Genomic DNA, 14,409 nt, shown 5'->3' on the forward strand with positions numbered 1-14,409 from the left:
TTCAATCGCCGGGAGCTATTGAACGTGCAAAACCCGTAGGGGTGAAGCACATGGATGTGCTGAACAAAACGGACTTTCCCTCGCTACGATCGGCCAAGTCCGACAGGCTGCTTGGAGGCTGTCCGACAATACTCAACCTACTGCGAGCCACCTGAGTTTGGCTGTTTTTTGTGCTGTTTTGCGTTAAATAGAACCACTATTCGCCTTAAAACACCGCAAAAACCCGCTCAAATCAGTCGGCTCTCGCTACGGCCAGCATTCTCGGACAGCCTCCTAGAGGCGCCGAGACAGACTCGACATCGTATGGCAGAGCAAAGTCGCTGGGCTGAAGCGCCCCTGTGCCATAGAAGGCACTGAGTGCGTCCACCAGCAACCCGGCTCTGGTCGGCAGCCCCGCTTCAAGATAGTGCAGAACCTGGCGTTGAACGCGAATTTCGAAACCGCGGCTGGCGCCAATCTCCGCCGACAGGTTATCGGCACTGAAATGAAACCGGTGCCCGCAGGCGACCGAAAACATCCACTCCAGCGACTGGGGTTTAACTTCCACGCTCTCGAACAGCGCCTGCTCCTCTGCGGTGCGCCCATCGGGCTTGTACCAGTAACCAAAATCCACCTGGGTACGCCGCTTCGCACCGGCCACGCACCAATGGGAAACCTCATGCAGAGCGCTGGAAAAAAAACCGTGGGCAAAAATGATCCGGTGCTGCGGATACTCAGCATCGGCGGGCAGATAGACGGGCTCGTCATCACCGCGCACCAGCACAGTATTGAGGCTGTGCTCAAACTGACCGTTAAACAGCTGGATCAGGTCTTGGTATTGATGCGTGCTCATCGCTCGAATTTCTGCCATGTATCCTGCTTCAGCCACCAGGTATCACCATTGCGCCTATCCAGCCGGGCCGCCACATAGCCCTTGATATCGTTGTCGGCGCGGGTCAATTGAACCTCGTAATCCGAACGCTCCAGCGTCGCATCGTCCTGCAACAGCTGCCAGGCCCCCTGATCCGCCAGCCATGACTCACCGCTAAAGCGGTCATAACGAATGAGTACCCATTGCCCGGCGCCGGTGTAATCGGCTGCGATGCGGTAGCTGTCCCCCACACCACTGAGAGACAGCTCATTGGCGATCAGGCTGAGCTGATCGATCAGCCCCCCCAGCTGTTCAGGTGCTGCGCCCGATGTACCTGCGGGCGCGCTGCTGTCGCCAGCGCCGTCAGCACTGTCCTGGGCACTGCCGGTCAGCATCTGCAGGCGTGCCAGCGCCGTGCCCGACTGCTGTGCCAGTTCGGCGCCCTGGGCCTTGATCTGGATTAGCTGCTCCTGCACCAGCGTCAGGCGATTGGCCAGCGTCTCCAGGTTACGCTGCAGCGCCTCATCAGCCGCTGTTGTTGTCCCGGCCACAGGACGGTCACCGGGCTTCTGACCGGGAGCACTAGAAGCACCAGCCGTAGCGGCATCCTGCCCTGCCGGGGCATTTCCCTCCCCCGCTACCGGCATATCAGGTTCGGCAGTTACGGGCCCGTTGGCCACGCAACCACCAAGCAGCAAAGAGGCCAACACCAGGCAACTAATCTGTTTCACATTCATCCTCACATTATTAAATGCGTACCCAAATCGGTGTTATGAAGAGGCACCGAAACTGTCAGGGCGATGCAGAGGCCGAAAAGAAGGCGCATATTATTACTGTCCCGACAGAGCTTGTCACGACATCGGCAAAAGCAGTGAAAAAACAGGAAAGAACCCCGACGCGAACGCCTCAGGGTTTGGCGGCAGAAGCCTGCAACATATACCAGCAGCTCAGCAGGGACATCGCTGCCGACAGCAGAGCATGAACCCCCATGCGAGCCAGCTGAAGCCGGCTAGTGTCATCCAGCGCAGGCTGGCCAATACGTTCGAGAACCCCATCAAAAGTTTTGCGCAGCGCAGCAGCACCGGCCACTGCATCGGTTACGATCAATTGCCTATCGGTACCGCTACAGGCGAAGAGCACGTCTTTGGTCATGTTGAAAACCTGGGTCAGCTCTTCATTACCGCCACGAATCTCACCTGAGTGATAATGCGCATCAATGATTGAGCTGCACACCTGCACCGCAATCTTGCGGGCCGTGGAGACCAGACGACGCGGCTCCATACTGTCCTGGCTGAGCCGGTACCAGGCCTTGAAGAGTTTTTCCACGGCAATAGCTTCGTAGTTTTCAGGCGCTGCGGCAGGTGCACCGCTGAGTACGCGGGCCAGATCATCAAACTGCTGGCGAATGACTTCCTGACGCTCTACCTTACTGGCGGATTTGTACTTCATATACTGCCAGAGATCATTGAGATTCTCGTGCTCAAGCACAAGCTCAGGCAGGCGCCCATTAACCTGGCTATCGGCCATCAAGCCATCGCGCAGCACCTTGTAGCGGGGCGCTCTGGCAGGGCCGCCTGCGATAAAGTCCAGCAGCAGCCCACGCAATTCTCGCACCCGATCGAGCGAAGCACCCGGGTTGCTTTGGTTGTCACTCATCGATCAATGCCCTCTCCAATCTGCGTTTCAGGCGTCCATACCTCACCGCCACTGAGCGTTCAACACTCACGAATATCACGGCAGCAACAAATCCAATTGTAACACGACACAACCACCGACCACTTACGCTTCTGCCTCTGCCCGCAAGCCCAATTCCAGCTAATTGCATGCCTCACAGGTTACACCGTTGCCTCTAGCATAGCTGAACACTGCAGACATCAGGACCCAAGAGGCTATCCGACCATACTCACCTACTGCGAACCATCTGGCTCCCTAACAACAAGAGGGGCAGTTTTGCGTTTAACAGAACCACTATCCACAAGCTACATCCCTGCAGCTTGAGCTAACACTGTGTAAATTGGCAGTGCTGCCGATTTATCGCCTTAAAGCACCGAAAAAACCAGCTTAAACCAGCCGGCTCTCGCTACGGCCAGCATTCTGCAGTCGTCGGGACATGGAAATCGCGAAAAATACTCAGAGTGACAGTATATCAATGCGCCCACCCGGCGCTGCAGAGTCTTCATCCGAGGTGGCAATCCCGTGGGCGAAACCCCGCTGCAGGTTGGCGAAATCAAACAGTTGCGTATCCGCCAGGTGGCTCGGTACCACATTTTGCAGAGACCTGAACATGGTTTCCATGCGGCCAGGATGGCTACGATCCCAGCCCTGCAGCATGTCCTTGATGACCTGTCGCTGCAGGTTTTCCTGGGAGCCACACAGATTGCACGGAATGATCGGAAATTCTTTAAGCTCGCTATAGGCCTGAATATCCTTTTCCCGCGCATAGGCCAGTGGCCGGATCACCATGCTTTTGCCGTCATCCGACACCAGTTTTGGAGGCATGGACTTGAGCTTGCCACCGAAGAACATGTTAAGGAAAAAGGTTTCCAGAATATCGTCGCGGTGATGGCCCAGGGCAATTTTGGTGGCGCCTATTTGATCGGCAAAACCATAGAGAGTGCCGCGGCGCAGGCGCGAGCAGAGGCCGCAGGTGGTCTTGCCCTCAGGCACCAGTTCCTTGACGATCGAGTAGGTATCCCGCTCTACGATATGGTAAGGCACGCCAACGGCTTCAAGATAGGCCGGCAGTATATGTTCTGGAAAGCCCGGCTGTTTCTGATCCAGGTTGACCGCTACCAGCTCGAAACTGATAGGCGCACTTTTCTGCAGGTTCAGCAGAATGTCGAGCATGGTGTAGGAGTCTTTGCCACCGGACAGGCAGACCATCACCCGGTCGCCGTCTTCGATCATCCTGAAATCCTCGATCGCCCGCCCCGTATCTCGACGCAACCGCTTTTGCAGCTTGTTCAGCCGCAGTTTGGTTGTACGTTCGGCGTCACTTTGGGCGCCCGGCCTGGCACCTGACTCTGCGAATAACTCAGCGTCGGACGCAGGATCAGCAGGCGCCAGGGAAGAAACAGGATCGCTCAGGACCTCTTGGTACAGGATATCGCTCATGGGTAGGCATCGATCGGAATTTGAAGAGGCGCCGATTATAACGAAGTCAACCTCGATGCGCAGCCATTGCGCCCGACCAATACGGCGGTGGATCCAGGGGAATTGCGCGCAATCGACCTTTGAATACTGAGTCGATTATCGCGATGCCTGCCGCTGAAGTACGGGGGGCGGCATTAGCGATCGAGGCTCAGCCCCACGCGTACACAACGCAGCAAACCCATTTCATAGGCGCCGCCCAGGGCTTCATGCACCGGTTTTAGCGCTGCACCGAAGTCGCGCTCACACTCAATCATGACCTGCTGGATATGACTGACTTCCGCCTGGGGTAACTCGACCACCTCGGCCATCTCGAGCTGTCCCTGTTGAATCGCCCGCGCCAGCTGACCGAAGATGGCATTGACCGACAATTTGAGCTGCAGCGCAACCTGCTGCACGGTCATGCCGCTGCGAAACAGCAGCAGGGCTTCGTCCGAGGCCACCGCCTGCGTTTGGCCAGCCTGCTCATGCTGCTCGATGACCGCCAGGAACTGCTTGCCATAAAGCTCCAGCTTGCGCTCGCCCACACCGTTGAGCCTGCGCAACTGCACCTCATTCAGCGGCCGGTGCATAACCATTTCCATTAGCGTGGCATCATGGAAGATCACGTAGGGCGGCACATCCTGAGTTTCAGCCAGCACCTTGCGTGCGGCCCGCAGATCATTCCAGAGGGCATAGTCACTGGCTTCGAGTTTCGACTGCGGCACGGAGCTGCGGGTAAAGCGACTCTGGGTGCGGGACTCCAGCCGCAGCTCCAGCGTCTGCTCGCTGCGCAACACTCCGCGACAGGCCTCGGTCAGGTGCAGCACACCATGCCCCTGGCCATCGACGCCCAGAAAGCCCCGCGCCACGAGCTGGCGAAACACCGAGCGCCACTGATTGCGGTCCAGGTCCTTGCCAATGCCAAAGGTCGACAGGCGATCATGGCCGCGCTCACGCAGTTTCTCGCTGGCACTGCCCAGCAGTATATCGATCACATGATTGACGCCGAAGTGCTGGCCCGAGCGATAGACCGCCGACAGCGCCTTGCGCGCCGCTTCAGTGCCGTCCCAAACCGGCACCGGCTCCAGACAGGTATCGCAATTGCCACAGGGCGCATGCTCCGACTCACCGAAATACGCCAGCAGCGTCTGGCGCCGACAGCTGGTGATTTCACACAAACCCAGCACGGCTTCAAGCTTCTGACGCTCAATCTGTTTTTGCTGCTCGGGGGCCTGGGAGCCTTCAAGCATCTGACGCAGAAAAATCACATCCTGCAGTCCGTATACCATCCAGGCATCAGCGGGCATACCGTCACGACCGGCGCGGCCGGTTTCCTGGTAGTAGGCTTCAATGCTTTTGGGCAAGTCCAGGTGCGCCACGAAACGCACATTGGGCTTGTCGATGCCCATGCCAAAGGCGATGGTTGCCACCATGATCAAGCCTTCTTCGGTCAGAAAACGGTGCTGGTTATGCGCCCGTAGTTCCGTTGACAGCCCCGCGTGGTACGGCAGCGCATTGAAGCCACGTTCACACAGCCAGGCGGCGGTAGCCTCGACTTTTTTGCGCGACAGGCAATACACCACGCCAGCATCCTGCGGGTGCTCATCGCGCAGAAAGCGCAGCAACTGATCCTTTGCCTTATCTTTCTGGCCAATGCGGTAGCGGATATTGGGGCGATCAAACCCCTGAATAAAGCGCACGGCCTGATCCAGCTGCAGCCGTTCAACGATTTCCTGCTGAGTACGTCCATCTGCAGTGGCGGTCAGGGCGATGCGCGGCACGCCGGGAAAGCGCTCGCGCAAGCGGCTCAGCTGCAGATATTCAGGCCTGAAATCATGCCCCCACTGCGATACGCAGTGTGCTTCGTCAATGGCAAAAAGGGCCACAGTGCACTGCGACAGCAGATCCAGCGTACGCGGCTGCAGCAGTCGTTCTGGCGCTATATAGAGCAGATCCAGCTCGCCACTGCGCAGCGCATTTTCAGTACGGCTGCGTTCTTCAAAGCTCACCGCCGAGTTGAGACAGCCGGCACTAATGCCCCACTGCGACAGCGCACTAACCTGATCCTGCATCAGCGCAATTAGGGGCGACACAACCACGGCCGTGCCCTCGCGCAGCAGCGCCGGCAACTGGTAACAGAGTGACTTGCCGCCACCGGTCGGCATAACTACCAGCAAATCCTGGCCGCCCACCAGAAGGCTTATTACCTCTTCCTGGGGGGTGCGAAACTGGTCATAGCCAAAAACGTCTTTCAGTACTCGAAGTGCGTGTTCCATCATGGGGCGGCATTATCCGGCAAGGTCAGCGCCCTGTCACTTGAATTCCCCCGTCCGCAGCTGAACAACCAGAGTCAAAATGCGGTTGATTTCAATTTACTCTTACTTCTTTAAGTCCTTTGGCGGTAGAATCGCCCCAACCAAACCGGAATCTGGACAGCCCCATGTCAATGCCCCCTATTGCCCAGCCACTGAACGATGATGAGCTGGACCGACTCGAGGAATTCCTGTTCTCCGACGCCGTATCCGAAGACTCCCTTGACCTGATCGGTATTCACGGTCTTTTCTGTGCTCTTAGCATCAGCCCTGAGCCTGTGCCCGAGGCCGAATGGCTGGCGTTACTGCTTGACGGAGAACCCCAGTGGAAATCCGATGCAGAGCGCACTGAAATCGCCGGCCTGCTGCGCCAGTGGTACCAGTCCATAGGCAGCGACCTGTACAGCGACGAAGAGATCGACCTGCCCTGCGACACCACCCTTGAACTCGACGACGAAGACAAGGAAACCGGCATAGCACCGCTGACACTCTGGGCCGAGGCGTTCATGGAAGGTGTGTTCCTGCACGAAGAGCTGTGGTTCAGCGCTGAACGTGAAGAGCAGGTGGCCGAACTGCTGCTGCCGATCATGGTTGCATCAGACCTGTTCGAAGAAGATGACTTCAAACAGATCCGTCGCGACAAGCGCCTGTGCGAAGAAATGGTTAAACAGATTCCGGACCTGCTGGTCGACCTCTACCTGGTATTCCACTCCCCCGAGAAGTAACCATCCAGGGATGGAGGGCATACTGATTTTGCCGGGAGCAAAAATCAGTGAACTTCCAGGGACGGAGGGCATGCTGTCACTGCCGGGAACGAATGATGGCACGCCTCCAGAGCTTTCCAGCACAAAAAAACCTCGCCAGAGCTGATCTGACGAGGTTTTTTGTTATCCGCTGGGCGAAGCCCGCTTTATCAGTGCTATGAAAGCCATAGTGTCACGACAAACAGGCCTGCTGCCTGCACGTCGCACGGAAACAAGCGAACCCGGAATCTAAAAGGGCAGGCCTGAAGATCAGTGCCTGCCCGGGGAATACTAAAGCATTACTGCTAATGCCTGATGGTCTCACGACCATTCGGAGATCGAACTGTGATTATTGATAACACTCAGCTAAGCCCTCCCTTCAGATAAAGATAACTTCAACATAGCACAGGAAAATGAACCTGTCGCATTCTCGAGCAAATTCGTCCTCCACCTATTCCCATAACCGGTGCACCCGGCAAAACTGGGGCAACGCCGAGAGGCATTAGTAGGCTACGCGAGTCGCACCAGCCGACTCCAGCAGACGCACACGCTCACCTGGGCGGAAGAACTGACCGCCATCCACTTCCTGTACCAGTGACAGGGTTTCCCCGTTGTCCAGGCGCACGGTAACTTCCTGGCCCTGCTTGCGGGTGGCCGAAGATTCAATCTTGTTGCCCAGCACGCCGCCGGCAACTGCACCTATTACGGCACCCACTGCGCGGCCACTGCCACCACCGATATTGCTACCCGCGAGACCACCGACAATGGCGCCAGCGCCGGTACCCACGACACCGTCGGTACGCCCTTCAATCACCACCGGCGTTACCGAGTCCACCACGCCATAACGAACGTAGTGCACCTGGCGCGCCTCGGAGCGCGAATAGGTGGTACCGGTCAGGCTGGGCCCGGTACAGCCTGCCAGCAACACAGAACCGAGCACCAGCGCCGCACAACCTGATATGTTTTTCATTGCCACTTCCTCGTTATCGAATTCTCAACACAATCTGACTGATCAATGACCAGATATACTCACGGATTTTGCGATGCCAGGGGCGCGCATGCCAGGCTTTTTCGGTTATTTCGCTGCAATGCTCCAAGTCAGCACTGAGCATGGCCGTCACTTGGTCGACAAACAGCGGCTCGCGAATTTCGATATTGGCCTCCAGGTTCCAGCGCAGGTTCCAGTGATCCAGGTTGCAGGAACCAATAGAACTCCAGTCATCCACCACCCCCACCTTGGCATGCAGGAATCGGGGCTGATACTCGAATATTTTCACCCCGGCACTGAGCAGGCGCTGATAATACCGCTTGGAGGCATGGAACACCCAGGGCTGATCGGTAAAGGGGCCGGCCAGAATCAATCGCACATCGACGCCTCGCAGCGCTGCCCGACGCAGAGCCCGACGCAACGAGCGCGAGGGCATAAAGTAGGCAGTTGCCAGCCAGATGCGCTCGCGGGACTGATTGACCTGCTGCAAAAAGCTGAGCTTAATACCCTGCTGATAGAGCCCTTCGGTGGTGCACACCTTCATCTGCGCAGACCCCACTTCAGGCCCCAGACAGCCAGGCGGCAAGCGCGTCGCTGTGCAGCGCTTCCATAGCGCGTTGTACAGCTCGATCAGATCACACACCACGGGGCCGCGCAGCGCTAGCATGACCTCATGCCAGGGGCAACCGGCCTCCTCGGCCAGCCAATACTCGTCCGTCAGACCGGTACCGCCGATGAATGCCCGCGACTGGTCCACGATCATCAGCTTGCGATGATCACGGGCAAAATTCTGCGTCAGCTTGCTCCATTTCAGCGGGTTATACACCAGGATCACGACCCCGGCGGCTTCAAGCTGCAGGCGGTCGGACTCAGACAATTTGCGGCCACCGAAGCCATCGATCATCAGGCGCACCATCAGGCCGCGCCGTGCAGCCGCGATCATCTCGACGATAAACCGGTTCATTATCTGGCCAGAGGACACCAGATAAAATTCCATCAGCACGCTGTGACTGGCCTGACGGATTGCATCGAGCATAATCGGGAAAAACTGCTCACCATCGACAATCAACTCAACCGCATTGCCTTCTCGCCACTTGAAACGCCTGCGATACTGCATCCTTTCTCCTGGCAGCCTGATTTACTGATAATGCCCGTAGAGCCTGGCATAGAGGCCGTTTCGATCCAGCAACGCCTCGTGGGCGCCCTCCTCGGCAATACGGCCATCCTCGAACACATAGACATGATCTGCCTGGCGCACTGCGCTTAGACGGTGTGCCACTATAAGGGTGGTGCGCCCGGCCAGAAAATGACTTAATGCCTCATGCAGCCGTGCCTCGGTTTGAGCATCCAGCGCCGAGGTCGCCTCGTCCAGAATCACCACGCTCGGATCGGCCAGCACCATGCGCGCAATTGCCAGGCGCTGGCGCTGACCGCCGGATAAGCGCACGCCCTGACGCCCGACGCGGGCATCCAGCGCTTGTTCCAGCCCAACAATGAAGTCGCTCAGCTGGGCGATTTCCAGCGCCCGCCACAGCTGCGCATCGCTGAACTCCCGCCCCATGGCCAGGTTGCTGCGCACTGTGCCATTAAACAATGCCGGTTGTTGCAATACAGTGGCAACCCGCTCACGCACCCGATCCAGGCCTATATCCTCCAGCGGCACGCCATCAAACAGAATGCGGCCACTCGCTGCCGGGTAGAGCCCGAGCAACACCTGCACCAGGGTCGACTTGCCACCGCCGCTGGCCCCCACCAGGGCGATTTTCTGACCCGCCGGCACCATCAGGCTGATGCCATTGAGCACATCCTGCCCGGGGCCGTAGCCAAAGTGCACATTTTCGACACTGACGGACACTGTTCTGCGCCCGGCAAAAGGATCACGGCGATGCGGGTAATACGGTTCCTGCTGCAGCATCAGCAAGCCATTGATACGCGCCAGCGCAGCCTTGGCGGCATAGAAAGCGTACTGCACGCCGAGCACTTCCTGTACAGGCCCCATCATGAACCAGAGATAGCCGAAGACCGCGATCATCTGCCCGACACTCAGATCCGAGAACACCACCATCAGCATGGAGACGGCGCGAAACAGATCAAAGCCCACCAGAAACAGCATCATGCTAAAGCGCGACGCAGCATCACTGCGCCACTCGAACGCGGCCGAATGATCCCGCACCCGACGAGCCTCATCCACCATGCGCGACAGATAATGGCGTTCGCGGTTGGAGGCACGAATCTGCTGAATCCCATCCAGGGTTTCGATCAGGGCATTCTGAAAGACTTCAAAGGCGGCATTTTCGTGTTTTTTGAGCTGTTTGACCTGCTTGCCAATCGCCATGGTCAGCGCTATTACCAGCGGATTAAGAAACAGGATAAAAAGCGCCAGCTGCCAGTGCATCCACAACAGAATCACCGCGGTGCCCAGAATCGACAGCAGCGCTATCAGCAGTTTGCTGACCGAACCGCCAATAAACTTGTCCAGAGTGTCAATATCGGTCACGAAATGGGAGGTCACAGCCCCGCTACCGCGAGTTTCGTATTCTGCCATGGATATGCGTTGCAGACGCTGCAGCATATCGCTACGGATACGAAAGATAATATCCTTGGATACCAGGGTAAACTGGCGTGCCTGCCACACCCCCAGCACCAGTGCCAGGGCGCGCAGCAGCACGGTCACCAGCAGAATGGCCATGATATAGAGTACAGGTCCGTGCCAACTATCGGGCACCAGAGGATTAATCAGTTCGACCAGCGGGCCTGGCGTATCGAGCAGCACTTCATCGACCAGAAGGGGCATCAGCAACGGCAGGGGCACGGATGCCAGGGTGGCCAGCAATGCAATCAGGTTGGCCAGCACCAGCTCGCGGCGATGCTCCAGTGCAATGCGCGCGATACGCTCCCATTCATATGTCGCTGTATCCATAACGCCCGTCTGCCTTATCGTTCGCCCATGGCATCATAGACAATTCAGCCCCCGCCAGACACCTAAAGCAGCCCCCGATTGCCCCAACAATGCCCTGACAGTACCCGTGATTAGCGCTTGTGCGCACGCAGGACTCGACGTAACGCCGGCAAGACAGTAACGTATATGCCCTGCGCAAACCTGCACAAGAGAATTCAATGGAAAGCATCACCCTGCAACCTGTCACCCGCGTCGATGGCGAAGTCCAGATTCCCGGATCCAAGAGCCTGTCCAACCGCATTCTGCTGCTGGCAGCCCTGGCCGAGGGCAGCACCCGCATTACCAATCTGCTGGACAGCGACGACATACGCCACATGCTCACCGCCCTAAAGCAACTGGGCGTGAGCTATCAGCTGTCAGACGATCGTCGCAGCTGTACGGTTGAGGGAATTGGCGGCAGCTTTTCGAGCCAGGCCGCCGAGCTGTTTCTCGGCAATGCCGGCACCGCCATGCGACCACTGACCGCAGCGCTGTGTCTGGGCCAGGGTGAATTCCTGCTGACCGGCGAGCCACGCATGTACGAACGCCCGATCCGGGATCTGGTCGATGCACTGCGTACGCTCGGCGCCGACATCAGCTACCTGAAGGATGAAGGCTATCCGCCGCTGAAGATCAATGCCCGCGGCCTCCCCGGGGGCCAGGTGAAGATTCGCGGCAATATTTCCAGCCAGTTCCTGACCGCCCTGCTGATGGTCGCCCCGCTGGCGACAGGCGACCTGACCATCGAAATGGACGGTGAGCTGGTCTCCAAGCCCTATATCGACATTACCCTGCACGCCATGCGCAGCTTCGGCATTGAAGTCGACAACGACAATTACCAGCGCTTTCATATCAAGGGCCAGCAGAGCTACCGCTCGCCCGGCGAGATCATGGTGGAAGGCGATGCCTCTTCGGCGTCCTACTTTCTCGCCGCAGCCGCCATTGCCGGCGGCACCATTCGTGTGCACGGCGTCGGTAGCGACAGCGTTCAGGGCGACAAGCACTTCGCCGATGTGCTTGAGCTGATGGGTGCCAGCGTGACCTGGGGCCCAACCTGGATCGAAGTGACCCGCGGCACACTCAAAGGCGTGGATCTGGACCTGAACCATATCCCCGATGCCGCCATGACCATCGCCACCACCGCTCTCTTTGCACAGGGGCCAACCGCCATTCGCAATATCTATAACTGGCGCGTGAAGGAAACCGACCGCCTCAGTGCCATGGCAACGGAGCTGCGCAAGGTGGGCGCCAGCGTGGTAGAGGGTGAGGACTATATTGAAATCACGCCACCTGCGCAGCTGCAGAAAGCGGCCATCGATACCTATGACGATCACCGCATGGCGATGTGCTTCTCGCTGGTCGCCCTGAGTGATACACCTGTCACCATCAATGACCCTGGCTGCACCGCCAAAACCTTCCCCTCATACTTCTCACTGTTCGAGACGCTGTGCCAACGCTAACGCCGCCGGCACTAAAACCACCAACAGGCCCTGCCTGAATGACAGTCGCTGCGGACACCCTGTGTTCGCAGCGCGGCGCATTAGTTCCGAAAGCCTCCTACAAGCCGGTAACAGTCAAATCCGCTGAAACAATCCCGCACAGATTGACTCAAACAGCCATAGTCACTGCTACCGAGTCGTTGCCTAATGAAATTTCCCGCTGCGCTTCGCATGACCAGTCTCATTTTGAGCCTTTGCCTATTAATGGCCAGCAGTCTGACGGCAGCCGATCAGCTACGTATCAGGGGCGTACTCTTTCGCGATGGCGACTCGGTGGTGCGCCTGCTGCAGCATCTGGGGAAGCCCCTGTGGGTGAGCCAGATAGGCTATCGCTGCGATGAGCGCTCTTTCCACAGCAGCAATCACAGGAACACTGATAGACGTAGCGAACGCAGGTACCTGCATGACAGGCGACATGACCGCAACCGTAACAGCTGCGACTACCGCAGCCCGGCCGAGCGCTGGACCTATATCGACGACGGCAAGGAAATTCGCATTACGGTGGTCGCGGATACCATCGATGCCATCGACTGGAAATTCAAGGGTCACAGCTGGTGACCCTTGGCACGGATATACAACCTTTTACAGCATCAGCGCCCTACCCCTTGGAGCCTCCAAGGCATTCAGGCGACGTCGGTGCCTGTTGCTGGCGCGCCTGCCATTCGTCCGCCGTATAGAGGTGCATGGATAGCGCATGGATCGGGTTGCTCATTTCGTCCTTGAGCAAACCAAAAATCAGCTGATGACGCTGCACCAGGCGCTTGCCGACAAAATCATCCGATACCAGCACCAGCTTGAAATGACTCTCCGTAGCCGGACCCGAGTGCATGTGGCTTTCATTTTCGATATCCAGCTGCACAATTTTCAGCCCCTGGCTGAGCTTGTGTTCAATTATCGCCTGTACGCTCATGTCTTTTCTGCCTTCACGCCCGTCTTGCGCTGCGCTTCCGCACTGCGCTCCTCGCGGGCAAGTTCATGAAAATGTTTATGGATACGCCGAGTCACAAACCAGACGCTAAAGAGTACCAGTGGCACTGAAACGCCCACCGCCAGATCCTTGTCGACCGGCACGCCGGCATCATAGGCGGCGGTGATAATGTGCTTAAGCAGGCCAACGCTGTAATAGCTGATCGCCGCCACCGATAGCCCCTCGACGGTATGCTGCATCATCAGCTGGATGCGCGAACGCCTGTCCATGGATGCCAGCAAGGCCCGGTTCTGCCCCTGAATCGACAACTCGACCCGGGTACGCATCATGTCCGATACCCGGTCGATGCGCCTGGACAAGTCCTCTAGCCTGCGCCCTACCGTCTCGCAGGTGCGTACCGCAGGAGTCACCCGACGGGTGATGAATTCGGTCAGGGTCAGGTGGCCCGACACCTCGTCTTCGTTCAGCTCTTCAAGACGCTTGAGCACCAGTTCATGGTACGCCTGCGTGGCGCTGAAGCGAAAGGTCGAGCGCGCCCGGTAATCTTCTACCCGCGCCGCCATGGCAGTCAGCTCGGCAAGAGTTAAATGACCTCCGGCAAAGCCGGAGGCTTATCAGGGGACGCCCTCAAAGGGCTATCAGTTGCGCCCAAGGCGCTACATCATCCCCAACCTCAGTTGATCCCGATGTTCATCCGCTTTCTCCTGATTACGGATGTACTCACGAACCATCTCTTCATCCAGGCCCACCGTCGAGACGAAGTAGCCTCTTGCCCAAAAATATTCGCCATTGAAATTTCTCTGACGACCTCTGAATTGTCTTGCGATAGCGATCGCACTTTTGCCCTTGAGGTAGCCAACCACGTTGGATACCGAGAACATGGGCCGCATGCTTACACCCTCCCTTATACACATCTGACGCTCACGCCGACTCATTATGTATAGCTTTTGGTTGGCGGAAGAACTGTAAAAAAACAACAAATATAAGAAATCATTACATTCAGTGGCTGAAGACAAAAA

The 14,409-nt window shown here is 57.6% G+C and carries 13 protein-coding genes and 1 pseudogene; 3 read left to right on the plus strand and 11 right to left on the minus strand.

The genetic code is table 11. From position 1 onward, the window contains the following. Positions 1–232 precede the first annotated feature (232 nt). The 5 genes from MPRO_RS24490 to recQ form a co-directional block, all read right to left on the minus strand. On the minus strand, positions 233–832 hold the full coding sequence (locus MPRO_RS24490) for an elongation factor P hydroxylase (protein ID WP_082709106.1): 600 nt from the start codon (positions 830–832) through the stop codon (positions 233–235). Continuing rightward, entirely contained in the window at positions 829–1,581 is a 753-nt protein-coding gene (locus tag MPRO_RS24495; protein ID WP_158651931.1) for a hypothetical protein, read from the minus strand. Before MPRO_RS24495 ends, MPRO_RS24490 begins: the two co-directional genes overlap by 4 nt. Positions 1,582–1,756: 175 nt before the next feature. Then, positions 1,757–2,506, minus strand: a complete 750-nt coding sequence (locus MPRO_RS24500) for a hypothetical protein (RefSeq protein WP_067299000.1) — start codon at positions 2,504–2,506, stop codon at positions 1,757–1,759. 474 nt (positions 2,507–2,980) lie between these two features. Further along, positions 2,981–3,964 (minus strand): tRNA 2-thiocytidine(32) synthetase TtcA, encoded by a 984-nt coding sequence (ttcA, locus tag MPRO_RS24505; protein ID WP_082709107.1) that lies wholly within the window; start codon positions 3,962–3,964, stop codon positions 2,981–2,983. Positions 3,965–4,137: 173 nt separating this feature from the next. Then, entirely contained in the window at positions 4,138–6,261 is a 2,124-nt protein-coding gene (recQ, locus tag MPRO_RS24510) for a DNA helicase RecQ (RefSeq protein WP_067299002.1), read from the minus strand. A 161-nt stretch (positions 6,262–6,422) separates the two neighbouring features. Between recQ and MPRO_RS24515 the strand changes: the two genes are divergently transcribed. Beyond that, entirely contained in the window at positions 6,423–7,019 is a 597-nt protein-coding gene (locus MPRO_RS24515; RefSeq protein ID WP_369406758.1) for a YecA/YgfB family protein, read from the plus strand. Positions 7,020–7,539: 520 nt separating this feature from the next. On the opposite strand, the gene MPRO_RS24520 is transcribed toward MPRO_RS24515, so the two are convergent. From MPRO_RS24520 to MPRO_RS24530, 3 genes are read right to left on the minus strand one after another with little or no spacing between them, the layout of a single operon-like run. Continuing rightward, positions 7,540–8,007, minus strand: a complete 468-nt coding sequence (locus tag MPRO_RS24520; RefSeq protein WP_067299004.1) for an outer membrane lipoprotein — start codon at positions 8,005–8,007, stop codon at positions 7,540–7,542. A gap of 13 nt (positions 8,008–8,020) precedes the next feature. Beyond that, positions 8,021–9,142, minus strand: coding sequence for a phospholipase D-like domain-containing protein (locus MPRO_RS24525; protein WP_067299006.1), 1,122 nt, complete (start codon positions 9,140–9,142; stop codon positions 8,021–8,023). 21 nt (positions 9,143–9,163) lie between these two features. Then, positions 9,164–10,945 carry an ABC transporter ATP-binding protein gene (locus MPRO_RS24530; RefSeq protein ID WP_067299008.1) on the minus strand — a complete coding sequence of 594 codons (1,782 nt, stop codon included), beginning with the start codon at positions 10,943–10,945 and terminating at the stop codon, positions 9,164–9,166. Positions 10,946–11,142: 197 nt separating this feature from the next. Between MPRO_RS24530 and aroA the strand changes: the two genes are divergently transcribed. After that, entirely contained in the window at positions 11,143–12,423 is a 1,281-nt protein-coding gene (gene aroA / locus MPRO_RS24535) for a 3-phosphoshikimate 1-carboxyvinyltransferase (protein WP_067299009.1), read from the plus strand. Positions 12,424–12,666: 243 nt separating this feature from the next. Continuing rightward, complete coding sequence (locus tag MPRO_RS24540; RefSeq protein ID WP_067299010.1) at positions 12,667–13,020, plus strand: hypothetical protein; 354 nt, start codon at positions 12,667–12,669, stop codon at positions 13,018–13,020. 40 nt (positions 13,021–13,060) lie between these two features. Here MPRO_RS24540 and MPRO_RS24545 read toward each other — a convergent pair whose 3' ends face one another. The 3 genes and pseudogenes from MPRO_RS24545 to tnpA form a co-directional block, all read right to left on the minus strand. Further along, a complete protein-coding gene (locus MPRO_RS24545) occupies positions 13,061–13,372 on the minus strand; it encodes a BolA family protein (RefSeq protein ID WP_067299011.1) in 312 nt (103 codons plus the stop codon). Further along, positions 13,369–13,971 (minus strand): annotated as a pseudogene (locus tag MPRO_RS24550) (DUF3422 family protein); the annotation flags it as partial. The pseudogene MPRO_RS24550 and the gene MPRO_RS24545, both read right to left, overlap by 4 nt. A 75-nt stretch (positions 13,972–14,046) precedes the next feature. After that, positions 14,047–14,409 (minus strand): IS200/IS605 family transposase (tnpA, locus tag MPRO_RS24555; RefSeq protein ID WP_245635198.1); only part of this gene is annotated, 363 nt, incomplete at its 5' end.

Source organism: Marinobacterium profundum, from assembly GCF_001528745.1.
GTDB lineage: Bacteria > Pseudomonadota > Gammaproteobacteria > Pseudomonadales > Balneatricaceae > Marinobacterium_A > Marinobacterium_A profundum.